Annotated in this window: 24 protein-coding genes; 6 read left to right on the top strand and 18 right to left on the bottom strand. The window is 53.7% G+C overall.

Going from position 1 to position 24,663, the window contains the following annotated elements; translation table 11 throughout:
* Window positions 1-35: 35 nt before the first annotated feature.
* From cheY to ACFIOZ_RS00555, 17 genes are all read right to left on the bottom strand, one after another.
* Window positions 36-425, bottom strand: a complete 390-nt coding sequence (cheY, locus tag ACFIOZ_RS00635) for a chemotaxis response regulator CheY (RefSeq protein WP_088702021.1) — start codon at window positions 423-425, stop codon at window positions 36-38.
* 99 nt (window positions 426-524) lie between these two features.
* Complete coding sequence (locus ACFIOZ_RS00630) at window positions 525-2,219, bottom strand: methyl-accepting chemotaxis protein (protein ID WP_386081552.1); 1,695 nt, start codon at window positions 2,217-2,219, stop codon at window positions 525-527.
* A 68-nt stretch (window positions 2,220-2,287) separates the two neighbouring features.
* Window positions 2,288-3,349, bottom strand: coding sequence for a protein-glutamate methylesterase/protein-glutamine glutaminase (locus tag ACFIOZ_RS00625; protein WP_088702019.1), 1,062 nt, complete (start codon window positions 3,347-3,349; stop codon window positions 2,288-2,290).
* Window positions 3,350-3,440: 91 nt separating this feature from the next.
* Window positions 3,441-4,313 (bottom strand): CheR family methyltransferase, encoded by an 873-nt coding sequence (locus ACFIOZ_RS00620; protein WP_386081549.1) that lies wholly within the window; start codon window positions 4,311-4,313, stop codon window positions 3,441-3,443.
* A complete protein-coding gene (locus tag ACFIOZ_RS00615; RefSeq protein ID WP_386081548.1) occupies window positions 4,310-6,460 on the bottom strand; it encodes a methyl-accepting chemotaxis protein in 2,151 nt (716 codons plus the stop codon). The genes ACFIOZ_RS00620 and ACFIOZ_RS00615 overlap by 4 nt, the downstream gene beginning before the upstream one ends.
* 59 nt (window positions 6,461-6,519) lie before the next feature.
* On the bottom strand, window positions 6,520-7,803 hold the full coding sequence (locus ACFIOZ_RS00610; protein WP_088702224.1) for a methyl-accepting chemotaxis protein: 1,284 nt from the start codon (window positions 7,801-7,803) through the stop codon (window positions 6,520-6,522).
* Between the two features lie 121 nt (window positions 7,804-7,924).
* Complete coding sequence (gene cheW, locus ACFIOZ_RS00605) at window positions 7,925-8,422, bottom strand: chemotaxis protein CheW (RefSeq protein WP_088702016.1); 498 nt, start codon at window positions 8,420-8,422, stop codon at window positions 7,925-7,927.
* Complete coding sequence (cheA, locus tag ACFIOZ_RS00600; RefSeq protein ID WP_386081546.1) at window positions 8,419-10,515, bottom strand: chemotaxis protein CheA; 2,097 nt, start codon at window positions 10,513-10,515, stop codon at window positions 8,419-8,421. Before cheA ends, cheW begins: the two co-directional genes overlap by 4 nt.
* Before the next feature lie 53 nt (window positions 10,516-10,568).
* Window positions 10,569-11,516, bottom strand: coding sequence for a flagellar motor protein MotB (gene motB, locus ACFIOZ_RS00595; protein ID WP_088702014.1), 948 nt, complete (start codon window positions 11,514-11,516; stop codon window positions 10,569-10,571).
* Window positions 11,513-12,382 carry a flagellar motor stator protein MotA gene (motA, locus tag ACFIOZ_RS00590; RefSeq protein ID WP_088702013.1) on the bottom strand — a complete coding sequence of 290 codons (870 nt, stop codon included), beginning with the start codon at window positions 12,380-12,382 and terminating at the stop codon, window positions 11,513-11,515. The genes motB and motA overlap by 4 nt, the downstream gene beginning before the upstream one ends.
* A 254-nt stretch (window positions 12,383-12,636) precedes the next feature.
* Window positions 12,637-13,179 carry a flagellar transcriptional regulator FlhC gene (gene flhC, locus ACFIOZ_RS00585; RefSeq protein WP_386081544.1) on the bottom strand — a complete coding sequence of 181 codons (543 nt, stop codon included), beginning with the start codon at window positions 13,177-13,179 and terminating at the stop codon, window positions 12,637-12,639.
* A complete protein-coding gene (flhD, locus tag ACFIOZ_RS00580) occupies window positions 13,176-13,508 on the bottom strand; it encodes a flagellar transcriptional regulator FlhD (protein WP_386081542.1) in 333 nt (110 codons plus the stop codon). Before flhD ends, flhC begins: the two co-directional genes overlap by 4 nt.
* Window positions 13,509-13,614: 106 nt before the next feature.
* Window positions 13,615-13,908, bottom strand: a complete 294-nt coding sequence (locus ACFIOZ_RS00575) for an EscU/YscU/HrcU family type III secretion system export apparatus switch protein (RefSeq protein ID WP_386081540.1) — start codon at window positions 13,906-13,908, stop codon at window positions 13,615-13,617.
* Window positions 13,892-15,247 carry a flagellar hook-length control protein FliK gene (locus ACFIOZ_RS00570; RefSeq protein WP_386081538.1) on the bottom strand — a complete coding sequence of 452 codons (1,356 nt, stop codon included), beginning with the start codon at window positions 15,245-15,247 and terminating at the stop codon, window positions 13,892-13,894. Before ACFIOZ_RS00570 ends, ACFIOZ_RS00575 begins: the two co-directional genes overlap by 17 nt.
* Complete coding sequence (fliT, locus tag ACFIOZ_RS00565) at window positions 15,244-15,657, bottom strand: flagellar protein FliT (RefSeq protein WP_386081535.1); 414 nt, start codon at window positions 15,655-15,657, stop codon at window positions 15,244-15,246. The genes ACFIOZ_RS00570 and fliT overlap by 4 nt, the downstream gene beginning before the upstream one ends.
* A 7-nt stretch (window positions 15,658-15,664) precedes the next feature.
* Window positions 15,665-16,081 (bottom strand): flagellar export chaperone FliS, encoded by a 417-nt coding sequence (fliS, locus tag ACFIOZ_RS00560; RefSeq protein ID WP_308336885.1) that lies wholly within the window; start codon window positions 16,079-16,081, stop codon window positions 15,665-15,667.
* Window positions 16,082-16,283: 202 nt separating this feature from the next.
* A complete protein-coding gene (locus ACFIOZ_RS00555; protein WP_386081533.1) occupies window positions 16,284-17,972 on the bottom strand; it encodes an HD domain-containing phosphohydrolase in 1,689 nt (562 codons plus the stop codon).
* Between the two features lie 331 nt (window positions 17,973-18,303).
* Here ACFIOZ_RS00555 and ACFIOZ_RS00550 point away from each other — a divergent pair, with 331 nt between their 5' ends.
* Window positions 18,304-18,669 (top strand): flagellar protein FlaG, encoded by a 366-nt coding sequence (locus ACFIOZ_RS00550; RefSeq protein ID WP_386081532.1) that lies wholly within the window; start codon window positions 18,304-18,306, stop codon window positions 18,667-18,669.
* An 11-nt stretch (window positions 18,670-18,680) separates the two neighbouring features.
* Here the strand turns inward: ACFIOZ_RS00550 and fliE are convergent, their stop codons facing one another.
* A complete protein-coding gene (gene fliE, locus ACFIOZ_RS00545) occupies window positions 18,681-19,013 on the bottom strand; it encodes a flagellar hook-basal body complex protein FliE (RefSeq protein ID WP_386081531.1) in 333 nt (110 codons plus the stop codon).
* Window positions 19,014-19,268: 255 nt separating this feature from the next.
* On the opposite strand from fliE, the gene fliF reads away from it, so the two are divergent.
* From fliF to fliJ, 5 genes are read left to right on the top strand one after another with little or no spacing between them, the layout of a single operon-like run.
* Window positions 19,269-21,041 carry a flagellar basal-body MS-ring/collar protein FliF gene (gene fliF / locus ACFIOZ_RS00540; protein WP_386081529.1) on the top strand — a complete coding sequence of 591 codons (1,773 nt, stop codon included), beginning with the start codon at window positions 19,269-19,271 and terminating at the stop codon, window positions 21,039-21,041.
* Window positions 21,034-22,041 carry a flagellar motor switch protein FliG gene (gene fliG, locus ACFIOZ_RS00535; RefSeq protein WP_386081528.1) on the top strand — a complete coding sequence of 336 codons (1,008 nt, stop codon included), beginning with the start codon at window positions 21,034-21,036 and terminating at the stop codon, window positions 22,039-22,041. The genes fliF and fliG overlap by 8 nt, the downstream gene beginning before the upstream one ends.
* A complete protein-coding gene (locus ACFIOZ_RS00530) occupies window positions 22,034-22,804 on the top strand; it encodes a flagellar assembly protein FliH (protein ID WP_386081526.1) in 771 nt (256 codons plus the stop codon). The genes fliG and ACFIOZ_RS00530 overlap by 8 nt, the downstream gene beginning before the upstream one ends.
* 11 nt (window positions 22,805-22,815) lie before the next feature.
* Window positions 22,816-24,210, top strand: coding sequence for a flagellar protein export ATPase FliI (fliI, locus tag ACFIOZ_RS00525; protein WP_386081525.1), 1,395 nt, complete (start codon window positions 22,816-22,818; stop codon window positions 24,208-24,210).
* The gene (gene fliJ, locus ACFIOZ_RS00520; RefSeq protein WP_088702001.1) at window positions 24,207-24,659 is read left to right on the top strand and encodes a flagellar export protein FliJ; all 453 of its coding nucleotides are present in this window, start codon (window positions 24,207-24,209) and stop codon (window positions 24,657-24,659) included. The genes fliI and fliJ overlap by 4 nt, the downstream gene beginning before the upstream one ends.
* Window positions 24,660-24,663: the final 4 nt, after the last annotated feature.

Raw genomic sequence — 24,663 nt, 5'->3', positions numbered from 1 at the left:
GTCTCCTCGTTAACCAGGCATATTGGCCCAGTCACTCACATACCCAGTTTATCGAAGATCTTGTTGAGCTTCTCTTCAAGGGTAGCGGCAGTGAACGGCTTGACGACATAGCCGTTAGCGCCCGCCTGAGCAGCCGCTATGATGTTCTCTTTCTTCGCTTCTGCGGTCACCATCAACACGGGCAGGTCTTTCAACGCCTCATCCTGGCGGATCTCCTTGAGCATTTCCAAACCGTCCAGATTCGGCATATTCCAATCGGAAACGACGAATTCAAAATTGCCGGAGCGCAGTTTATTAAGCGCATCTTGGCCATCTTCGGCTTCATCCACGTTGGTAAAGCCCAGCTCCTTAAGCAGACTACGCACGATCCGACGCATAGTGGGAAAGTCGTCTACAACCAGGAAACTCATATTCTTATCTGCCATGGGTCATCCTCTAATCAATCAATATATGGCACGGGGGCGACTGAAAAGTACAGTCAGGGGTTTAAAACGGTCTCTTAGAACTGTTTCTAAAGCTGTTCTTCAAAATTCTTCCCACTCTTCGTGGTCGTTACGCTTGACGGTCGGCCGACTCGTCTGCTGCTGGTCAACCCTGGGAGCAGGCATTGCGTTCGTTGTGGGTGACGAAGCGGGTAGCGCCTGATGGGATGCACCCTGCACCCCTAATAGCTTAAAGACAGCTACCGCTTGTTCCAACCGGTTGGCCTGCTCCTCAAGTGAGGCCGCCGCCGCCGAGGCTTGCTGTACCAGCGCAGCGTTTTGCTGGGTGACTTGATCCATCTGACCCACGGCCTGACTAACCTGCTCGATACCGTCGCTCTGCTCCTGGGAGGCAGCCGAAATTTCATCCATGATATCGGTTACTCGGCGAACCGCGGTCACCACATCCGACATCGTGGTGCCCGCCTGCTCGACCAGCGTGGAGCCTTGCTGGATCTGGGTCACCGAGGCATCGATCAAGGTCTTAATCTCTTTGGCCGCATCCGCACTACGGCTGGCCAAATTGCGCACCTCCCCCGCCACCACCGCAAAACCTCTGCCCTGTTCGCCAGCGCGGGCGGCCTCTACTGAGGCGTTGAGCGCCAAAATATTGGTTTGAAAGGCAATCGAATCAATAACGCTGGTAATGTCAGCGACTTTTTTCGAGCTGGTGGAGATACCGTGCATGGTCTGCACCACCTGCTCCACCACTTCACCACCGCGTTCAGCCGTCGTGGAGGCGTCAGCTGCCAGGGTGCTGGCCTGGCGAGCATTATCGGCGTTCTGCTTAACCGTCGCCGTCATCTCTTCCATACTCGCCGCGGTCTGCTGAATTGATGCGGCCTGCTGCTCCGTACGCGAAGAGAGATCAGCATTACCGCTAGCAATCTCGCGGGTGCCATGATGGATTTCGTTGCTGCCTTCACGCACCCGGCTAACGATATTAGTGAGGTTCTGCTGCATGGTACCCATGGCGCCAAACAAACGACCAATTTCGTTTTTACCCGCCTCTGGCAATGGGTTGGTTAAATCGGCATCGGCAATCGCATCCAGGCGTTGAACCGCCCCCCCTAACGGGGCAATCACCGTCCGGCGTAAACCGAAGTAAATAACCAGGGTCATCACCAGGGCAAATAGCAACGCTACCGCTTTGATGATATTAAACAGATGACTCTGGGCTTGCGCATCGGCTCGAATGTTATCAACACGATCGAAACCGTGCCGTACAAAGGCCGTCATGCTAACCGTTAAACTGTCCAATGGTTCAACCAGCTCATCGCGTAGCTTGTTGTAGCTGGTCAAATCCATATACTCGAAGGTTTCATGCTGCTGCTTAACTAACTCCATGACAGGATTAAAATCTTCAATCAAGGCGTTAGCTAATACTGCGTCCTGCGGTGAGAATGAATTCGCCGCAAAGCGCGCAAAACGCTCCTCAGAACGCTTGATGCGATCGCCCGCAATGTCTACCTGCTCATTGGATTGCCGGGTCTGGCCCACCATGAGAAAGTTTGATGCAGTCTCCATCGCCAACATGGCCTGATTGAGCAGCGAGTCAGCGCGGTTAACCTCATTTAGCTGTGCCACACTAATAGTGTTCAGTGTATCAAGATTATTTTGTGCATCGCGATCTGCTACAACCCCCAAACCCGCGATCACCAAAAACAGCACGACAAAACAGCTAAGCGCTATGACCACAGCTACGTGAATACTCAAGTTGCGCAGTAAACGATTCATTGTGAGTTCCCTTGCGAGCTTATTAAGTTTTTGTGATTAGTTTTTATACGTGCTGGTTATGAACCACACTACACACGCTGGGCGCGGCCAGAGGCGGCGATCAGCGCCATCATCCGCGAGGGGATCTCATCCAAAGCCACCACTTCCACCGCGCCCCCCATTGCAATGGCTTCTCGCGGCATACCGAAAACCACGCAGGACTGCTCATTCTGGGCGATAGTGGGTGCACCCGCTTGGCGCATCTCAAGCAGCCCTGCCGCGCCATCTTTACCCATCCCCGTCAGAATCACGCCGATAGAATTCTTACCCGCATGCTGCGCCGCTGAGTGGAACAGCACGTCAACGGATGGACGGTGGCGATTAACCGGTGGGCCGTCGTCTAAGCGTGCCACGTAGTTAGCACCACTGCGCGCCAGCTTGAGGTGCTGATCACCAGGAGCGATATAGGCATGTCCAGGTAGAATCCGCTCACCATCGGTAGCTTCTTTAACCGTAATCCGGCACAGCCGATCTAGTCGCTCAGCAAACGAACGGGTGAAGCCGCCGGGCATATGCTGGGTAATCAAAATCGCCGGGGCATTTGCCGGTAATGGTTCTAGCACCGCTCGAATGGCTTCAGTGCCGCCAGTGGAGGCGCCGATAATAATCAGCTTTTCACTCGATACCAGCGGTGCCTTCAAGGCGGCTGGGGGCGGTGTATTTTTATGCCGCGCCTGGCGGGGGCGTGAGCGCGCTGCAGCACGCAGCTTTTCGGCAATTTCGTCGGCGTACTCCATCATCCCATTGCGGATTCCCAAGCTTGGCTTGGCGACAAAATCCAGCGCCCCCAGCTCAAGTGCACGTAGGGTGATTTCTGAGCCGCTTTGGGTGAGTGACGACACCATTAGCACCGGCATGGGCCGCAGGCGCATTAAACGCTCAAGAAAATCCAAGCCGTCCATACGCGGCATTTCCACGTCAAGGGTTAACACATCAGGGTTGTGCTGCTTGATCAAATCCCGGGCGGCTATGGGGTCAGGCGCTACCGCAACGACTTCCATGTCGGGCTGGGAATTAATAATTTCTGTTAACAAATCGCGGATTAGCGCCGAATCATCGACACACAATACTTTGATCTTGGCTGCGCTCAAAGCACGCCTCCTCTTGCTGTAGACGCCTGATGTGTGATTGCAACCGCCGGAGCCACAGCGCCTAAAGCGATCATAAAGACACGATATTTGTTCATTTTTTGGCCACGGTATAAACCGTCTGGCCCCGCAGTTTGAACGCATCGCTGATATACGAGAAGTTTTCCGAGTGTCCAGCAAACAGCAAGCCATCGGGCTTCATCAGCGGCGCAAACCGTTTAAGAATTTTTGATTGAGTATCTTTATCAAAATAAATCATGATGTTTCGGCAGAACACCGCATCAAAAGGGCCTTTAATCGGCCATTGCGGTGCTAGCAAATTAAGTGGCAGAAACTCGACTAAGGCGGAGACTTCTGGGCGAATCCGGGCGAAGCCCGCATGATTGCCCGTGCCTTTCTGAAAGAACCGCTTGACTCGCGCCTCATCGAGTTTACGTACTTGCTCCAAGGGGTACACGCCGGCACGCGCCCTGGCCAATGCATCAGTATCAATATCAGTAGCAATCACTTTGGCTTGTGACGCTTTCGGGCCCAGCGTTTCTAACAACGTCATTGCCAGCGAGTAGGGCTCCTCCCCGGTAGAGGCGGCCGAACACCAAATAGCCACCGGGTCTTGCTTGTTCTTTACATGCTCAGCCAGCAGTGGAAAATGGTGCGCTTCACGAAAAAAGGCCGTGAGGTTAGTGGTCAGTGCATTGGTAAACGCTTCCCACTCTTTGGCTTCTGGCTGGCGCTCCAGGCGCACCAAATAATCGGTAAAGCGCGTCATGCCATGATGGCGCAACCGCTTTGCCAAGCGGCTATAAACCATTTCACGCTTATGCTCAGCCAGCACAATACCCGCGCGCTGATAGATCAGTTCGCGAATACGCGTAAAATCTGCATCAGTCAGCACCAAATCGCGCTCAATCTGGCTGCTTGATGTCCACTGACCTGCCTCTACAACCCGTTCACGTTGTTCGGTCAAAACTCTTCCCACTCCTCTACTGAGGCTGTTTGCCGTTTAACGGGCGACGTATTCGACGGCGCGGTGCTAGGCAGTTGAGCAGCGTGCTTGGTTGCTGTACCTGCTGGCGGACGTAGCGCCCCTTTACTGTTTAATCGAAATGCTTCTACTGACAGCGCTAATAGCCCTGCCTGCTTCTCTAGGGAAACGGCCGCACGTGCTGTTTCCTGTACCCGTACAGCATTACGCTGGGTGCCTTGATCCATCTCTGCTACTGCCTGGTTAACCTGGGCAATGCCATGGCTCTGCTCTTCAGAGGCAGCCGATATCTCGTGCATAATTTGGGTCACGCTGCGTGCAGCTTCTGCGACTTCGCTAATTGCGGCTTCAGCCTTGGTCACTAAACTAGCCCCCGCGCTCACTTCATGGTTAGAACCATCGATCAGACCACGGATTTCTTGAGCAGCGCCGGCGCTACGACCCGCCAAATTACGCACTTCTTCAGCTACCACGGCGAAACCCCGCCCATGCTCGCCAGCACGAGCCGCTTCAACTGAGGCATTCAGCGCCAGAATATTGGTCTGAAATGCAATTGAATCGATTACATTGATAATATCGGCCATCTGCTGGGAGCTTTGCGTAATCCGCTGCATATTGTCGACCAACTGCGTCATCAACTCGCCAGTATTCGTCACCTGGATAGCATTATTATCGGCTAGACGACGGGCTTCTTGAGCGTTTTCGCTGTTCTGCCGCACGGTAGTGGTCATTTCTTCCATACTGGAAGCCGTTTGCTGCAAAGAGGCCGCCTGCTGCTCGGTGCGCGACGAGAGTTCTTCGTTACCACTAGCGATGTCCTGGGCAGCTGGGGTCACCACATCAATACCGTTTTTAACGTCAGCGATGATGCTGCTTAAACTTTTACGCATGGTGTTCAGTGAGTCCATTAACTGGCCCACCTCATCGCGGCGCATAGCAGGCACTTTAGCGGCTAAATTACCGCCTGCAATTTGCAGCGTAAAACCTGCAGCGCTTTTTAGTGGTCGGGTAATCGCCCGCAAGGTAACCACGCCGATCAGAATAAGTAGCAGCAAGCCAATTCCAAGGACGATTGCCTGGGCGCCCAGCATCGTAGCTTGTTCTTGCTGTGCTTCATCGGCCATGACTTCAGCTGCCTGCTGTTTCTGGGCAATCAGTTGATTCACCATGCCCGACAGGATGCGGCCCTCGTTGGTCATCACAGCGATCACCCCATCCAGACCAGTAAAGGCTTGATAGGTCTCTTCCGCCTGCAGGACGCTAGCAGCTTGCCCCATGCCGTTTTGCAAAAATGCCTGTAGCTGTTGATCGAACTCGGCAGCCAACTCTGTCGCATTGACCTCCCGTGAGTAGTACTCCTGCCAAGCCGCAGCAACCGTCGCAGCGTTCTCCTGAACACTTTCGCCCATCTCGAAGCGTTGATTGATCAGTTCCATACGCTCTGGCTCAATCATCGCCTGGCGGGTCTGAGCAATGGTTTGGTCGATTTGTTGAAGGCGAATAACATCCCGTAGACCGTCATTATTCAGCTGCCCCAAGCGCTCGCCCGATACATTCAAACCATACAGGCCAAGTCCCCCGCTAATTAACAGCAGAAGTCCAGCCACGACAATCATGCCGACCAACTTGGCACGAATGGTATCAAGGCGTACGCGCGCCAAACGCTTAATCACCCCTTTCTGGCGCAAGCGACCTTTATCTAAGTAGAACCGCTTGTTACGGCCTTCGCGTATGCCAGCGTACGCCTGCTCCGCCTGGGCAATCGCTTCACGACTTGCCTGTACACGCACCGAGGTGTAGCCCACTACTTGGCCATCTTCAACAATCGGCGTCACACTGGCATTTACCCAGTAATGGTCACCATTTTTACAGCGATTTTTAACCAGCCCGCGCCACGTTTCACCCGTTTTGACCGTTTCCCACAGATTTTCAAAAGCCGCTGGAGGCATATCCGGATGGCGTATTAGGTTATGCGGCGCACCTATCAGCTCTTCATGTTCAAAGCCGCTAATGTCGATAAACGCAGGGTTGGCATAGGTGATGCGCCCCTTTGTATCGGTACGAGAGACTAAGAAGTCATCCTCTTTTAGCTCAATTTCACGCTGAGAGACTGGCTGGTTATTACGCATGGTGTTCCCTTATTAGTGTTTTATTGTTAACAAAGAGTTTGTTTGCCCTACCAAACAACTCAAAATGATGCCCACTCCTCGGCCGCTTCTGCTGGCTGTTTGTGTCGCGTGGGAAGGCTTGGCGCTGCCGAAGGCATAAGAACCGGGGTTGCTGGAGCGCGCTGGACGGACGCCTCAGTGACCCGAAAGCGCTCCACAGCCTCGCGTAACCGTGCCGCTTCACTTTCGAGCTCATTGGCGCTTCGCGCAGCCTGTTGAACCAACTGGGCATTCTGTTGCACGACCTGATCCATTTGTGCCACGGCCTGATTCACTTGCCCTATACCACTGCTTTGCTGCTCAGAAGCGGCGGCGATTTCATCCATAATATCGCTGACGCGCTGCACAGCGCCCACCAGATCTTGCATGGTTTGACCGGCTTGATTGACACGCTGGGTGCCGGCATCCACCTTGCTGAGCGAGGCATCAATCAGTGTGCGAATCTCTTTGGCGGCAGCGGCACTGCGACTGGCTAAGCTGCGTACTTCCTGTGCCACCACGGCGAATCCCCTGCCATGCTCGCCAGCACGCGCCGCTTCCACCGAGGCATTTAACGCCAGGATATTGGTCTGAAACGCAATGTTATCGATAACGGTAATAATGTCAGCGACTTGATGCGAACTCGCGCTGATATCCTGCATGGTACTGACGATTTCACCGACTTCTTCCCCACTGCGGCGGGCCGTCAGAGTGGCGCTTCCAGCCAGTTGGCTGGCCTGGCGCGCATTTTCAGCGTTATGGCCCACCGTGGAGGCGAGCTGCTCCATACTGGAAGCCGTCTCTTCTAACGAGGTCGCCTGCTGTTCCGTGCGCGAAGAGAGGTCGTTATTACCACTGGCAATTTGCTGTGACCGCTCATAGATTGAGGTACCGCTGGTACGCACGGTGCCTACCGTTTGCGACAACGAGCCCTGCATATGGGCCATGGCGCTATAAAGCCGCCCTATCTCATTATTACCCGGTGAGGTGATAGCCTGGCTTAAATCCCCTTGCGCCATGCGCTCAAAATGGCCCACCAAACGGTCTAACGGGCGCAGCACATTGGCCGTTACTCCCCAGATGACCACGATAACCGTGGCAATAGTCATTACCACAACGCCGAGTAGCGCCCAGCGAACCGATGCGGCAAAAGCGCCAAAAGCAGCCTGTTGCGCCTGAATATCGTTAGATGCTTGCACGATTGATGCACCATGGTGCAGGGCATAAAGGCCGATACCACTGGCAATTAAGACAAGTACCGAAAGGGTCGCTAATACTAAGCCCCAACTTAAACGTACCGTCATATTGTTCATTAACTGCCGCATTTGCTGTGTCACGCCCTTTTCTCCACGCACAAATGGCACTCGCAAGCACCTTCCGTAGCGCGAGAATGCATCATTAGGTAAAACGGATCAGGCACACTCCCTGTGCCATGCTTGGGCAGTCTTACTGGTTGCTGGTGCTTTCCACCAGCGCCATCTCGTCGCTGGTGAGCAGTTTATCGATATCCACAAGTACCAGCATGCGGTCATCCAGACTGCCCAGCCCGCTGAGAAAATCAGACGAGAGGGTAACGCCAAATTCCGGTGCTGGCTTAATCTGATCGGGGGTCAGTGTCATCACGTCGGAAACGCCATCTACGACGATACCGACCACCCGGTCTGCAACATTGACCACGATGACCACCGTCTGGCCGCCATATTCGACCTTATCGAAGTGAAACTTAATGCGCAGATCCACGATCGGTACGATAACGCCACGTAGATTGGTAACGCCTTTGATAAAATCTGGCGCATTGGCAATTCGCGTTACGTTTTCGTAGCCACGGATCTCCTGCACTTTCAAAATATCAATGGCGTACTCTTCATCACCCAGTGAGAACACCAGGAATTCACGATTTTCGGCTTCTGCGGCTAGCACCGCACCATTTTTGGCTTGACTCATGACGGCTCAGCCTCCTTAAAAGATGAAAGGTTTTGATTGTTTACTACTTTTTTGCCTGCCTCTTTTTTATATCGGCTCAGGCGGTGTAAACCTGTAATATCCAGAATCAACGCAACACTGCCGTCGCCTAAAATGGTCGCGGCCGAGATTCCGGGTACTTTGCGGTAATTGTCTTCCAGGTTTTTGACTACAACCTGCTGCTGTCCAATCAGCTCATCAACCAGCATGGCGTAACGGCGCCCCTCGCCCTGTACGATAACAGCGATGCTTTTGGTGGGATCGGTAATCGCATTCTCGACATTCAGCACTTCGTGAATGGCGATCACGGGCAGATATTCGTCGCGTACTTTGATCACCACGTCGTCACCGGCCATGGCATACATATCGTCTTTAGAGGGCTGAAGCGACTCAAGCACAGTGGAAAGCGGGAGGATAAACGTCTCGCCGCCGACCTTAATTGACATACCGTCCAAAATCGCCAGCGTCAGCGGCAAGACGATACGGGTATTGGTGCCCTCACCCAGCTTCGACTGAATTTCAACGCGACCGCCCATGCTCTGGATATTTCGCTTCACCACATCCATGCCCACGCCACGTCCAGATACGTCGGTCACTTCTTTCGCGGTTGAGAAACCAGGCGCAAAAATGAGCTGGAACACCTCTTCATCGGTCATGGTGTCCGATACGCTAATGCCGTTCTCACGGGCTTTGGCAAGCAACCGATCACGATCCATACCGGCCCCATCATCGCGCACCTCAATCAGGATATTGCCGCCCTGATGCCGTGCTGAGAGGGTCAGTTTACCGATCCGCGGCTTACCAATAGCTTCGCGCACATCAGGCATTTCCACGCCGTGATCAAGGCTGTTACGCACCAAATGCGTTAACGGATCAGTGATTCGTTCCACCAAGCTCTTATCCAGCTCGGTCGACTTGCCTTCGGTAATTAACTCAATCTCTTTACCCAACTTACCCGCGGTGTCACGCACCACGCGCGGGAAGCGGCTGAAGACAAACTCCATGGGAATCATTCGGATCGACATGACCGCTTCCTGGAGATCGCGCGCGTTACGCTGCAGCAAGCTCATGCCATTTTGCAATGAGGCATTGCCAACTGACTGATCTTCTAAATCGCTAACCGTCTGATCAAGCATCGACTGAGTGATGATCAGTTCACCCACCAAGTTAATGATTTGGTCGACTTTATCTACCGATACGCGAATTGACGACGACTCAGCGGCGGCTTTTTTGGGTTTCTCTTTAGCCGCTTCTTTCGCCGGAGCTTTCTTCGCAGCGGGTTCTTCCGATTTTGTTTCTGGTGCTGGTCCAGATGGCTCTGGCTCTGGCGACTCAGTCGTCACCTTGGGATCAACAGCACCCTCGACCGCCGAAATTTCAATTTGATCCGGCTCGATAATAAAGCACATGACGGCTTCAATATCGTCAGCACTGTCGCTGCTTTTGAGGATAACCTCATAGCGCTTTTCGTCGCCGGATTGAGACTGCACTTCGCCGAGCTGCTCTAACTCTTCAACCAACAGGGCACGGTCTTTATCTGCAACGTTAAGTAGCGCTACTAACAGATGTCCGGCTGCGGCACTCTTTGCGTTAGTTTTTGCTTCAGCGCTATTTTCCGCACTGGCGTCAGGCGCTGGTGACGCCTTGGGTTCAACAGTTGGGGGAGCCGGCCCATCTAACTGCTGACCGATTTCATCCAGGGCAATTTGTTGCAGCGTTTGGCAAATGCGCTCAAATGCTTCTTGATTTGGCTCCTCTTCGCTGCGATAGGCATCGAGTTGCTCATGCATGATGTCTTTAGCCTCTAAAAAGGTATCCACGAGATCGGCTCGCAGCGTCAGTTCGCCCTTACGTGCGTAATCGAGGAGATTTTCCAAAATATGCGTGGTTTTCTGTAGCACGGTAAAACCAAAGGTTCCCGCTCCCCCCTTGATCGAGTGGGCGGCACGGAAAATAGCATTGAGCTGCTCACTGTCTGGATCGTCAACATCCAGCTCCAGTAAGTGCTGTTCCATATCCGACAGCAGCTCTTCAGCCTCTTCAAAAAAGGTGTCAAAAAAATCCGCTATATCCATGCACCGCTCCACCTTAACGTCGCTTTTATGTGAAAGGCTATGACAGGCTCAGGTTACTCTTGCGCTTGCGCCTGAGGCTCGTCTTGTTGTGTTGATTCAATTGGCACTTCGGTTGCAGCTTCTAACGCTTCGATTGAAGCCTCCGGCGATGCAGTTCCGGGTTCCATTACCGAGGGATTGCGAATCGCCTCAGCAATCTCAGGGAAGAGCACCACCAGCTCTATGCGTCGGTTAATCGGGTCGGTTGGCTCAGTCTCGGGCAACAACGCGCGATCCGCAAAGCCCGATACACGCAGTAATTGATCTGGATCAAAGCCACCCGCAATAAGCTCACGGCGCGATGCGTTAGCGCGGTCATTGGAAAGCTCCCAGTTACTGTAGCCGCGATAGCCACCCGCATAGGGAACGCTATCGGTATGGCCACTGATACTTAGCTCATTGGGAAGCTCGTTTAACAGCGGCGCAATAGTGCGTAACAGGCTGCGCATATAAGGGGCGACCTGATCGCTACCTAACTCAAACATGGGGCGCTGATCAGTATCCAGCAGCTGTATACGTAGCCCTTCGCGGGTTAAATCAAAACGCATTTGATTGCGCAACTGGCGCAGCTCTGGATCTCGCTCAATAGCTCGCTCGATACGCTGTTGCAAATTCCTGAAGAAGTTGCGCTCCTGCATGCTTGGGCGAGTGCGCTGAGCGCTATCAATGCGTGCCCGCTCCCCATCGCTATGGGTCGGATCCGGCCCGCCGCCAGGAATTGCACTGGTACTACCAGAGCGATCCCCACCGGTGACGGCATTGACGAGGGGGGTGCTAAAGTACTCCGCTACACCCCGCCGCTCTTCTTCACTGGCGATACTTAAAATCCACAACACTAAAAAGAAAGCCATGAGAGCGGTCATAAAATCCGCTAGGGCTATTTTCCAAGCGCCACCGTGGTGGGCATGAACGACTTTTTTGCGCCGAATGACGATCGGACGCTTGTCACCACCCTTACTCATGCGCTACCGGCCTTTTTTGCATCCCTCACGTACTCTTCAAGCTCGATAAAGCTTGGGCGCTCGGCAGTAAATAGTGCCTTGCGGCCAAACTCAACCGCCAACTGCGGCGCGTAACCATGCAAACTGGCCAGCAGCGTGATACGAATACACTGGAGCATTTTTTCAGCTTCTTTAGCCTGCCGGTCAATGTAGCTTGCAAGGGGGCTGACAAAACCATAGCCCAACAAAATACCCAGGAAGGTGCCTACCAGCGCATGAGCAATCATCTCGCCCATCTGGCTCGGTGAGGCGTCGGCATAGGTAAGTGTTTTAACAACCCCCATCACCGCCGCCACAATGCCGAAAGCCGGCATTGCATCGCCCACTTTGGCAATCGCGTCAATGGGCACATGGGCCTCCTGCTCAAAGACTTCAATCTCATGCAGCATCAGCTCATCGATTTCCATGGGCTCCATACCACCACTAACCATTAAGCGCAGGTAATCCGTTAGGAAATTCATGATATGAGGATCAGCCAGTACTGTAGGGTGCTCCTGAAATAGAGGGCTCTCTTGCGGATTATCAATATCCCGCTCAATGCCTAACATCCCCTCACGACGAATCTTGGATAATAATTTGAACTGCAGAGCCATTAGCTCCATATAAAGTGTTTTGTTATATTTTTTTGCGCGCTTGAGCCGGGGCAGAATTTTAAATGTGGCTTTAATCGCCTTGCCATTGTTCGCTGCGATGAATGCACCAACACCAGCCCCGCCAATGATAAGGAGTTCAAGGGGTTGGTACAGGGGGCCTAAGCTGCCACCTGCCAGCACATAGCCACCAAAGACGGACAGCAATACGATTACATAGCCTAGAGGTATCAGCACAAGCAGAGTCCTTGCGGTATTCAGTATTAATGTAAGGGAACCAAAACTTAGCCACCTGTTCTGATGTTTAAGCGTTGTTCCATCCCAAGCATCACTTACACCCGATCATACTAGGGCTAAGCTATTGTCTAATTAAAAAGTATCGCTAACTTTTGTAGCTATCTACGCCGATACGCTCATACTTTACGACCAAGCACTCATCACTACGTCTTATACCCTAATTTTTGCTATTGGTGGCGAGGTCGATGAGGTTGTTACATTTTTTCACTATTCTCTTGCTGTGCTTTGCGTGTCTTCCCTGCCCGTGAAGGTGGCTGACATATGCCGCAGACGTAATGCTGGGCAGGGCTGTGGGCATGGGCCACAAACTGCCCGCCACAGCGCGTGCATTGATTAAGCTGGAGTAAATCACTCTCGAAAAAACGTATTAGTGTCCAAGCACGGGTAAGCCCAAGAACCGGCTCTACCTTTTCTAGCGACATTTGTTCGTCATAGAGCCGATACGCTTTGACGAAGGCATCGATTCGGTCGCAACCTGCCGCTTCCTTGAGGCTTAAATAAATATTGTAAAACAAGGACGAATGAACATTGGGAAGCCAGGTAATAAACCAGTCAGTGGAAAAAGGCAGCATCCCCTTGGGGGGGGACATACCACGCACTTCCTTATAAAGCTTGATCAAACGCGTACGGCTCAATTCTGTTTCTGTTTCCAGCACCTGCAACCGTGCCCCCAGCTCAATCAATTCGATTGCCAACTGCACTTGGTGCATTTCATCGATCAAGCTTTTCTGGCTCATTTTGTGTCCTCCGCAGGCATTGGCTCAAATGTTTCTCCGGCCAATAACAACGAAGCATGTAAGCCAGCCAGGCCCTGATCGCGAGGATTATCAGTGAGCTGACGAAGCCGCTCAGCACTCATTTGACTAAACCGGCACAACAACTGACTGGTTCGCGCCAGCTTGGTGAGTTGGCGCGCGCTCAGCGATACAATCAGATCAGCGACATCGCTATCTATTTTCAACCGAAACATAGCAGCCTCACGATCTTCATCAAGCAAGCGCTGCGCCAGAAGCAAATAAGCTAAATTTATTTCCTGAATTTCATCGAGAAAGTTGGTTTGACTCATGATGTCCCATTGAACGACTCAGGCGCGATGTTGTGACCATTATACTGGCGCCGTTAATGACTTTTTATTACCGAACCTCATGGTTACACACAATGTCTGTAATTGGCTACTCAGGCATTTCACGATGACTTAGCCCTTCTTCTGATAACTCGAACACCCATACCAGCAGTTCTGCGACAATTTGATAAAGGCCCGGGGGAATTTCTGCGTCCAAGTCCAGTTGCATTAAAAGTGCTACCAGCTCGGGGGCATCATGCACATAAATACCCTGGCGATGTGCTTCTGCCATAATACGCTCGGCCAAATCCCCATAGCCTTTCGCCACTACACGAGGCGCGCGATCATTCTCCTGATAAGCCAAGGCAACGGCTTGGCGGCGACGCTCACCCGGCGTTGCCATAGGCTGCCTCCGCTTCGATATGGCGTGCGCGAAGCTGCACTTTTTGCAAATCTAAAGCGCTTAGCCGCTTCTCTAGTGCGGGCAACCCGGCATCGATACGCTGATAAACCTCTGTGCTGTCGGTAGTGAAATCGATACTCAGCACATTTCGATAGAGCCAAAGGGATGCATTGAAGGCTCCCAAGTTGGGAACATCTAGCTGCATATCAGAGCGCCACCCACCATCCTGCTCGCCCTCTTTCTCCTTGCCCTCCGCCCCCTCCTCCCGGGCAGGCAGGTTGATGACCAAGGCCATAAAAATGCCTGCCCAGACATCGCCTTCCCAGCGAATAGTCGGCATCACCAGCATTTCAAGCTGCTGTCGCACCAGACTCTGCAAGCTTTCGTGGACGACCTCGCGAGCTGGGCGATTGACCATCAACTCTGCGACCTCCCGAGCCTGGCTTATCTCTGCCCTAGCCTGATGACCCTCGCGCACCTCGGCAGGCGTTGAAACAGAACCAGCCTGGGCGGGACTAGACGGCGCCTGCGAAGCCACCGCGGGAGCCTGGGCCGCAGTAGCCATCGAGCCAGTTGCTAATAAATGAGGTGCCACACCCGCCAAGCGAGCATTTAAGCCTTGCTCATGGGAAACAGGTATTAGCGGCACATTAGGTAAAATAGTCATCCCACCCTGCACCACTGGCGGAGCTGCCAAGGGCGCAGAAACCAGGGCTGCTGGAGAACCAGCAGTTGGAGACACCGCTGACGCGGGTGCTGTAGATGGAGGCGCCGACGCAGGGAGAGCCCCACTCAAGCTTGTTGGTAAAAGCGAAGCAAGTGAACGAGGCCCTGTCTGCATCTGCGGCTGGTTCAGTAGCTGCTGGCGGGTTCCTTCACCCTGAAACCAGCGCTTTAAGTGCGACTCATAAAACAGACCACTATCGCGAATACTGGCCTCTAAGCGCGTTGCTACTGCACTCGCCGTTGGGGTTTCCTGACTGCTAATAAGAGGTGCTTCTGGTCGCATTACTGAAGGGGGCGCGGGAAAGCGCAGTAGAACATCAGCGATGGTTCTCGCAGCAGGACTAAAATGTGTCTGTGTAGACCCCGGTGGAGAGTTCGGCGCTTCACCGCGGGGCTGCGCTCGCCCTCCATCGGCGGGAAGTGGCAAACGTTTTAAATCGCTTAACGGTGAGGCTCGCCCATCCAAATTCGCATCGCCCATCACTGCCCGCGGCCCCTGGCCTGGGTGAACAGGCTTTACGGGCTGATCCAGCGCTCGCTGCAATGACAGCTCCCCTTGCCGCCCCAGCACCTGGTGCAAGAGCGTATCAATAAGGGGAGTGATACCGCTCACGATGACCTCGTAGAGTCAGGATCATCCGCTTCGTAGGCCGCTACCGCAGTGCCTTGCTGGGGCGCATAAGCGCGATGCAAGTCTCGCTGACGCTGAGAAACTTCAATTAGCTTACCCAGCTCATCACGACGCGACACCAAGCGGCGCCGAATCTCCACATCATGCTCAAGAATGCGCTCAATTAGCTCTACTTTCCGCTGCTGGGCAGCCGCATCAAGCTCAACGTTAGAATCCAGCTCACGCAGTTGCTCCACCAGCACCACATAGCTTGTACGCTGATCAATCAGCTCTGCCCACTGCTCGGCGTTCGCAAGTTCATGCATATATTCAACGCGGCTCAATAGCGTTTCATAGCTAGCGAGCAGCATCTGTTGAGCATTTTTATCATGAGCAGGTGTAGGTGCTGACATTATGGCCTCACGCGCTCTGCTGTTGTCCGATATCACGCCAGGCTGAGGCGATATCTTCGAGAAGGCGCTCGGCCTGGTTTAAGCTCTCTTCATCATTACGCAGATTCGCCGCCAACAGCAGGCGAGCAATATAGTCATATAGGGATGCCAAGCGCTCAGCAATTTCGCCACCTTTCTCTTGATCAAGAGCGGCGGCAAGGCCGTTATTAACAATATCAAGCGCTTTCGAGATCGACTTCCCTTTCTCGGCTGTATTGCCTGCCTGAATATGAATACGCGCAGCACGAATAGCAGCCTGGGCACCATCAAACAACATGACGATAAGCTGATGTGGGTCTGCCGACATCACTCCGCTTTCTACGCCGACACGCGCATAAGCGTTAGCTCCCCGCCCATAGGCGGCGCCACCGCGAGAGTAAGTCATAAGCGGAACTCCTGTGCGTGGTTTTATGCCCACTTTAGATAGTGAGAAACCACGGATAGTAAAAGACAAAAATAAACTACGTACTGCACTATAGGTAACTATCGGCGCGAACCCAGGTGACTTTAATGACACATAACGCTTTTTTCAGTATTACTATGACAACAACTAGCGCTTATCGCTCACTAATGCCCCGCCGCCACCCTCAGGTAGACACAGCGACCTCACCTACCGTTCGACCCAGTCGCTCAGCAATATTATCCCGTACAACCGCCCCCACATTGTCACGCATGGGCGGCTCAGCCTGTGGCGCAAGCAATACCTCTGTAGGGTTGCCCTTAGCATCAATGCGTAATATCCAACCCTGCTGCTGACTGGAGAAGCGCGCCAGCGAGCCCACTGGCAGCCCCTTAAAATGATCGATGTAGCGCTTGATCCAGCGCATATCAAAGTGATTTGGATGCTGCAATAAATGGCGATAAATTTGCTGCGCTGTTTTAGCGGATCGATCTGTACGGTCGCGACGCATTGCCTCTACGACGTCGACAACAGCACTCGCTTTAGCCAATTCACTGAGGTCAGCCCCACTCAACCCACCTGGATATCCGCTACCATCCATACGCTCATTAATCCCGCCAATCACCGCCTGAGCCACACCTGCCGACAGCCACTGACAGCCCTGTAAACGATCAAGTAGCAATTGAACATGCTCACTGATTGCTTTTCGATGACTCGCTTCAAAGTGCGGCGCTTTAAACAAAACCTGGGGAACCAGCGCTTTGCCAAGATCATGTATAAGACCGCTAGCCACTATCGCCTTGCGCAGCTCGCGGGGCATGCTGGCACCCACAAAATCGAGCAAATGAATGGCCACGGCAATACCGTGGCGCACTATTAAAGGCTCTGGAGATAAACAGCGTGATGCGAATAGCAGCGCTTCGCGATCCTCTTCGTGAAGATCCAGTATGCGATCCGCATAGCGGGAGAGTTGGCGCCCATCAATATCACTACCTTGCTGCAATGCCAGTAATTGCGCATCCAAGTAGGCAGCGACTTTTACCAGCCGCCGCGCCATAGGGGTAGCGTAGCGCTTGACGTCACGGCGCCCAAGCAGCTCTCCAGCACCCGATCGCTTGCTAGGCAGGGCGAACAGTGGAGAGGGCTGACGCTCGCTCTGCTCCTCTTTTTTATAACGGGCCGCCTCGCGCTCTATTTCACATACGAAATACCAAATTTGCCGCTCTTGCTCCGCGCTACACTCAACGAAGCTGAAGCCGACACGAAGCAAGTGCCGCTCAGCATCCGTCTTTTGGTGGCGAGCTTCTCCAAGCACTTCAAAATAAGTCCCATCGGGGAAGGTAAACGCCACCTTCAGGGGGTTAGCGGCCTCGGCCAACAGGCCGCTGGCCGCCAATGGCAACTCAAGCTGGCAGCCATCTTGGGACAAATCCCGCAGCTCACCCTCTATCTCAGCATCACCACCATATAAACCTGTCGACACCACCATCCCCATGCGCAACTCAGCGCGAAAGGACTCACGACGCTGCAACACCTCCAACGTTGAAGGGTAATCACTGCAACATAAAAAGCGCCCTCCAGACTGTCGCGTTTCCGTCAGATGCAGTAGCGGCGTCTGGATCACTTTACCCTGCGCCTGCCCGCGCAAATAAAAAGCAGCACCGCCCTGAAGGTGGTGAAGCAAATAATCAATCGACGAGAGATCCATCACCAGGGCTTGGCCCAGGTGCTGCTCCATCAACACAATAGGCTCCGGGCGAGCACCCGTCGCGGCAAGGCAGAGCGACACACCGCCCGTCTCTATCAAGGCATTCAGCAGAGACTCGATCACTGTTGTGCTTGCTATTGTTTCAAACTCATCCTGCTGCGCCACCATTCTCGCCTCACTTACTCTTATGCGTTAGTCAATTCACCGCAAAGCGGAGAAGCATATCAGATGCCAACAGCGCGGCGTATGCACAAAAATACACCACTCCCATACTTATTAAGCAAGCTATAGCGAGCAGGCACAGGAGGCTATATAGTCCTTGCTATTAATAACAAGCAAACACAACTTCATTCTGGCAAGCGTAAAGTTTTTCTGCCCTCTGCCGATACCAGTATAGAAACGCTTATTAATCAGTAAAAAAACCGGGCTATGGCTGCCGTTTCACGCTATTGCACCACTAACTGGCTGCCAAAGCTGACTTTAAAAAGGAACGTGCCCCATGAGCTCACTACCCACCGAAGCAATACCAGCGCTGTCATCGACCCTAAGCCATTTAAACCCACGCCAGCGGCTAGAAAACACACTGGCTCAGCTAGCCCCAACGAACACCCAGCTTAAAAACACAGAAACCACCGAGCGGGAAACCTCTGCAGACGAACTCGTTCAACCCATTCAACGCATTAACGAGATAATGCGTCCACATGGCTTAGAGTTCGAATTAAGCGAAGAAACCTCACGCGTGATTACACGGGTTATAGACAGAGAGTCTGGAGAGGTCATACGCCAGATACCAGCAGAAGAAGTACTCGACATTGCCGAGCGATTAGAAGAGATGAACGGGCGAATCATTTCCATTGAGGCTTGAGACCGAAAAGCCTAAACCTGCATGTTCATAACATCACGATATGCAGAAACTAAGCGGTTGCGAACCTGAAGTCCCATTTGAAAAGCAACGCTAGCCTTCTGCATATCGACCATCACGTCATTGAGCTGCAAATTGGGATCACCTGCCTGAAAGGCCATCGCCTGACTATTAGCCGCTTGCTGAAGCCGGTTAATACGCTGGATCGAGGCCTGCAGCTCGCCGCCAAACCCTCCTTGACCAACAGCGGCTGACGCCTGAGCACCACTAAGAGGCTGCGTGGATGCCGCCTGGGTCGCCATACCTTGCATCTGTTGTAGCGCAGCCTGTATTGCGGGAGTACTCATACGCTCACCTCAATTCGCAAAAAAGATCTAATACAAAAAGCCTAACACCAAAGCAACCCACCTCATACGGACAAATGCGCATAAAAAGCGGATCTTATCTTTCCTTTAGGCTCGACTAGCCACCGGATAATGGCCGTCATCACAATTCCGCCTCATCTTTTAGGCGGATAACCGCGATTGACGGATATAGCCTATGCCTTCTTTGGTGATGCGCCTGGGCCGACGCCAGTTTTGCCTGCCCCTTTGGAGGGACGCATGAGCGAAACTGGTGCAACGGCAGGCCGTCAAAACAGTACGAATCAAGCCGCTCCCCGCAGTGGAAGCACAGGTAGTGGAAATAGCGAACGCGATACCGCCAGCGGCTCGGCTTTTGAGCGAACGCTGAGTCAGTTGCGTGGCAATCCACTCGTTGCACTGCTTATTGCTGGTGCCGCCTCAATTGCTATTGTGGCGGCTCTCTTTATGTGGGCCAGTAGTCCTGAGTACCGGGTGCTTTACAGCAACCTGAGCGAGGCTGATGGTGGCAGCATCATCAATGAACTCGACACCCGTGGCATTCCTTACCGGTTCAGTGAAGGTGGCCAAGCGTTAATGGTGCCTAGCAACCAAGTCCATACGCTACGCCTACAGCTTGCTGAGCAGGGCCTTCCGCGCGGCGGCAATCTTGGTCTGGAGTTAATGGATAGTCAGGCGTTTGGGATTAGTCAGTTTGCTGAGCAGATTAACTATCAGCGGGGCCTGGAAGGCGAGCTGGCGCGTTCAATTGAATCGCTAGGGCCGGTAGAACGCGTGAGAGTTCATCTCTCCATGGCCAAACCATCGGTGTTTATTCGTGATCGTGAGCCAGCAAAAGCCTCCGTTGTTCTGACCCTTTTACCTGGCCGCGTTTTGGGTGAAGGCCAGGTCAGCGCAATCGTCCATATGGTCTCGGGTAGCGTGCCTGAGCTTGCCGCTGAAGATGTCACCGTGGTGAATCAGGATGGCCGACTGCTATCTGCCGAGACAAGTAATGGAAACGATCTTGATGGCTCGCAGCTTGAGTATATTGCCGAGGTTGAGCGCTCTTACCAGCAGCGCATTGAGCACATTCTAACGCCCATACTGGGTCGCGATAACGTGCGCGCCCAAGTCGCAGCGCAAATCGATTTCTCGCGGCGTGAGCAAACCTCTGAGCGTTACGGCCCCAATCAACCGCCCAATGAAGCAGCGGTACGCAGTCGTCAACTAAGTCTCGCTTTTGATGGTGAAGACCCTCTGGCTACAGGCATCCCTGGCGCACTTAGCAATACACCGCCGGGCGCCATGCCCTCCCCGATTAACCAACAGGAAGGGGAGGAAGAAGGCGACCAACAAGAGGATGCCCCCCCAGAAGCGTTGCGCAATCTGCGCCAAGACGATGTTATCAACTACGAAGTCGATCGCAGCATTGAACATGTCCAGCACCGTCTCGGCCAGATAGAGCGACTCTCTGCGGCAGTCGTCGTGAACTATCGCACAGAGATCAACGAAGAGGGCGAACCTATGCAAGTTGCCCTAACAGAGAACGAAGTGGCTCAAATTGAGCGCCTGGTTCGTCAAGCAATGGGCTTCTCGACAGTACGCGGCGATGAAGTTGAAGTCGTCAACTCTCCCTTTGCGCGCAGTGTCGACGAGAGCGTAGAGGTCGATTGGTGGAAAGATCCCAGCGTGCTTTCTCTTGCTGGCAAGGTGGGTCGCTACCTACTGGTTGCGCTAGCGATTTTATTGCTTTACCTACTGATTTTACGCCCTTTAATCAAGCGTTATACCCAGTCACCGGTAATGGCAACCGCAACGCCTGGCGGCACACTGTCTGCTAGCGTAGGCGAGGAAGACGACGACGAAGGCTTAGAGTCGTCAGACGAGACTGACGAGACCTACGCCAAGCCCAAGCGTCGACGTAAAACCTCACTCTACGAGCATAACCTCAACGACCTGCGTGAGATGGCGCAGGAAGATCCCCGCATGGTCGCGATGATCATTCGTAGCTGGATGAATACCAATGAGTAGTTCAATTGCTGGAATGAGCGGTGCACGCAAGAGCGCTGTGCTATTGCTTGCGCTCGATGAAGACAGCGCCGCCGAGGTGTTTAAGTATCTCGGCGCTGCTGAGGTACAAGAAATTAGCTTGGAGATGGCCAAGCTCAATCAGGTCTCACACGAAGAAATGAAAGCGGTGCTGGAAGCTTTCCATAAAGAGACCGAAGAGTTTGTCGCGCTGAACCTCAACTCCAGCGATCACATCCGCTCGGTGCTGACCAAAGCACTGGGTAGCGAGCGCGCGACCAGCTTAATTGAAGATATTCTGGAGACCACAGGCAGCAACTCGGGTATCGACGCACTCAACCTCATGGAAGCGTCCATGGTCTCCGAGCTAATCCGCGACGAGCACCCGCAGATCATTGCGACAATCCTGGTTCACCTGGATCGCCATCAAGCATCAGATATTCTGGAGCTGTTTGAAGAAAAACTGCGTAATGACGTGGTACTACGTATCGCCACCTTTAGCGGCGTTCAGCCCGCAGCGTTACAAGAACTGACCGAAGTACTCACCAGCATGCTGGATGGTCAGAACCTCAAGCGCAGCAAAATGGGCGGCGTAAGAACGGCTGCAGAGATCCTCAACTTGATGAACTCCTCTCAGGAGGAGACCGCTATCGAAACCGTGCGTGCGCACAGCGAAGATCTCGCCCAGAAGATTATCGACGAAATGTTCCTGTTCGAGAACCTGCTGGATCTCGACAACCGTGCTATTCAAATGGTGCTGCAGGAGGTCGATACCAACTCGCTGGTCGTGGCACTCAAAGGGGCTCAGGACGCCTTGGTCGACAAATTCCTGCGCAACATGTCACAGCGCGCCGCCGATTTAGTTCGCGAAGATATGGAAGCCCGCGGCCCCATTCGCGTCTCTCAAGTTGAAACAGAGCAGAAAACGATCTTGCAGGTCGTGCGGCGTTTAGCCGATTCAGGGGAAATCGTTCTGGCTGGCGGAGACGACGAGTATGTCTAATACTCACTCGCCTAAATTTGATCGCCATGGGGACTGGCGCCGCTGGCAAATGGATGAGCTGGCGACCACAAAGAGTAGCCATGCCCCTGGCGAGGTTCCAACAGCTCACCAGCGTAAAGTACAGGCGGCACAGAAAGCTGCCGAGCAGGCACGCCAGCGCGAAGAGAGTGAACGCCAGGCGCTTCACGAGCGTATTCGCCAGCAAGCCGAAAAAGAGGGGTATGACGCTGGCTTTGAACAAGGCCACAAGGAGGGGCTTGAAAAGGGTTTAGAGGAAGCTGCCGAACAGGCAAAAACGGAGTTGGAAGCACAGATTCACAAAGCCGTTGCACCACTGGAAACGCTGGGCAAGCAGTTTGCGGACGCACTTGAACGTCTTGATGACACGATCGCCTACGACCTGGTCGAGTTAGCACTCGCCACCGGTAAACAGCTTGCAAGCGATGCCTTACGGGATACACCTGAGCAAATTTTGACCACTGTCCGCGAACTGCTACACACCGAGCCACCCCTTGTAGGCCAGCAGCGGCTTTGGCTCAACCCCGATGATCACGCACTAGTAGAAGAGCACCTAGGCAATGAGCTCAGGGCTGCCAATTGGAAACTGCAGCCCGATGACCAGCTGGCCCGTGGCGGCTGTCGGGTCACCAGTGCCCAGGGTGAAATTGACGCGACCTTCGAAAGCCGTTGGCATGCTATCCAAGCCCAATCGCGCAAACGCGGCCTCAATTCTCCTCCCTCTTCTAACGTTCCTTCATCGTAGGCGGATACGCTATGGCAGATACCACCTGTCCCCATCAACATCGCTGGAATAAGGCATTGCGACGCACGCAGCAGCGTGTCAGCCATCTGCCTCGCTACCGCAATAGCGGCCGCGTTGTTCGCGCGACGGGGATGGTGATTGAGGTGGTAGGGCTGCGTGTAGCGGTGGGCAGCGCCTGCCGGATTGAATTACCAGGCAGCGATGGTCGGCTGACAGACAGCGATAGGCATGCCGAAGCGGAGGTCGTCGGTTTTTCTGGTGACAAGCTATTCCTGATGCCTCTGGAGGAGGTCGTTGGTCTAATGCCCGGCGCTCGCGTTGCACCTCTTGATGAAAGCGGCAACAACAGTGCCCGCCGCTTCCCGATGGGCGATAGCCTGCTTGGGCGAGTACTGGATGGTAACGGAAATCCGCTGGATGATCGGGAGAATATAGATGAGACACCCCGAGCAACACTCAGCTCTCCGCCGCTCAACCCGCTCTCTCGTGCGCCAATAGATGCACAAATTGACGTCGGCATTCGCGCTATTAATGCACTGCTCTGCGTAGGCCGAGGTCAGCGTATGGGGCTATTTGCAGGCTCCGGTGTGGGCAAGTCAGTACTGCTAGGCATGATGGCCCGCTACACCAAGGCCGATGTGATTGTGGTGGGCTTGATTGGTGAACGGGGCCGTGAAGTACAAGACTTCATCGATAATATTTTGGGCCCTGAGGGGCGTCGACGTGCTGTCGTCGTCGCCGCTCCCGCTGACACATCACCACTGCAGCGCTTGCAGGGTGCCGCTTATGCAACACGCCTGGCAGAAGGGTTCCGCGACGAAGGCCGCGATGTTCTGCTAATTATGGACTCACTAACACGCTATGCCATGGCCCAGCGGGAAATTGCTTTGGCAATTGGTGAGCCACCCGCTACGAAAGGTTATCCACCCTCGGTTTTTGCCAAGCTACCGGGGTTAGTAGAGCGAGCAGGCAATGCTGAACGGGGTGGTGGCTCCATTACGGCGTTTTATACCGTGCTAACGGAGGGCGATGACCAACAGGATCCTATTGCTGATTCTGCTCGCGCCATTCTAGATGGGCACATAGTTCTGTCGAGAACATTAGCGGAAGCAGGTCACTACCCGGCCATCGATATTGAAGCCTCGATTAGCCGTGCCATGACCGCTATTGCCTCAGCCGAGCAGCTTCAGGAAGCACGAGTGTTCAAACAACTCTTCTCGCGCTACCAGCGTAACCGGGATCTTATCAGCGTGGGCGCCTACAGCCCTGGTCATGACCCCCAACTCGACGAGGCAGTGAAACGCTTTCCATCGTTAGAAAACTTCCTTCAACAAAATATTGATGAGTGTGCAACGCTTGCGGATGCTCGCCAAGCGCTGCACGCACTGGTAGGAGGGCGCGCATGAGCACTTCACAACTTGAAATGTTGACCGACCTCGCCAGAGGCGCACGCGATCAAGCGGGCAAGATACTGGCTCAGGAGAGACAAACAGAACAGCAAACGACCGCTCAGCTACAGTCGCTGCTGAGCTATCGGGCGGAGTACGCCGAGCGCTTGCAAAAAGCGATGCGTGAAGGCATTGACCCTGCCACCATGTACAACTATCAACAGTTCCTTGCCTCTTTGGATGCGGCACTAAGCCGCGCTCGACAAGCTTTAGCTTCCCAACAGGCAAGCGTGGAGCAGAGTAAAAAGAACTGGCAACAAGAGCAGCGAAAGCTCTCTTCCTACGATACACTGGCGTCGCGTCGACTATTAGAAGAGCACCGCCGCAGTGAGCGTCAGGAACAAAAAACGAATGATGATCTGGTGACAAGCCGTGCGGCTCGTCAACATAACGACACTCCGCATTAGCGGT

Source organism: Vreelandella sp. F11, from assembly GCF_042466685.1.
Lineage (GTDB): Bacteria > Pseudomonadota > Gammaproteobacteria > Pseudomonadales > Halomonadaceae > Vreelandella.
The sequence above is the reverse complement of the archived record's forward strand: the minus strand, read 5'-3'. Positions and strand labels throughout refer to the sequence as shown.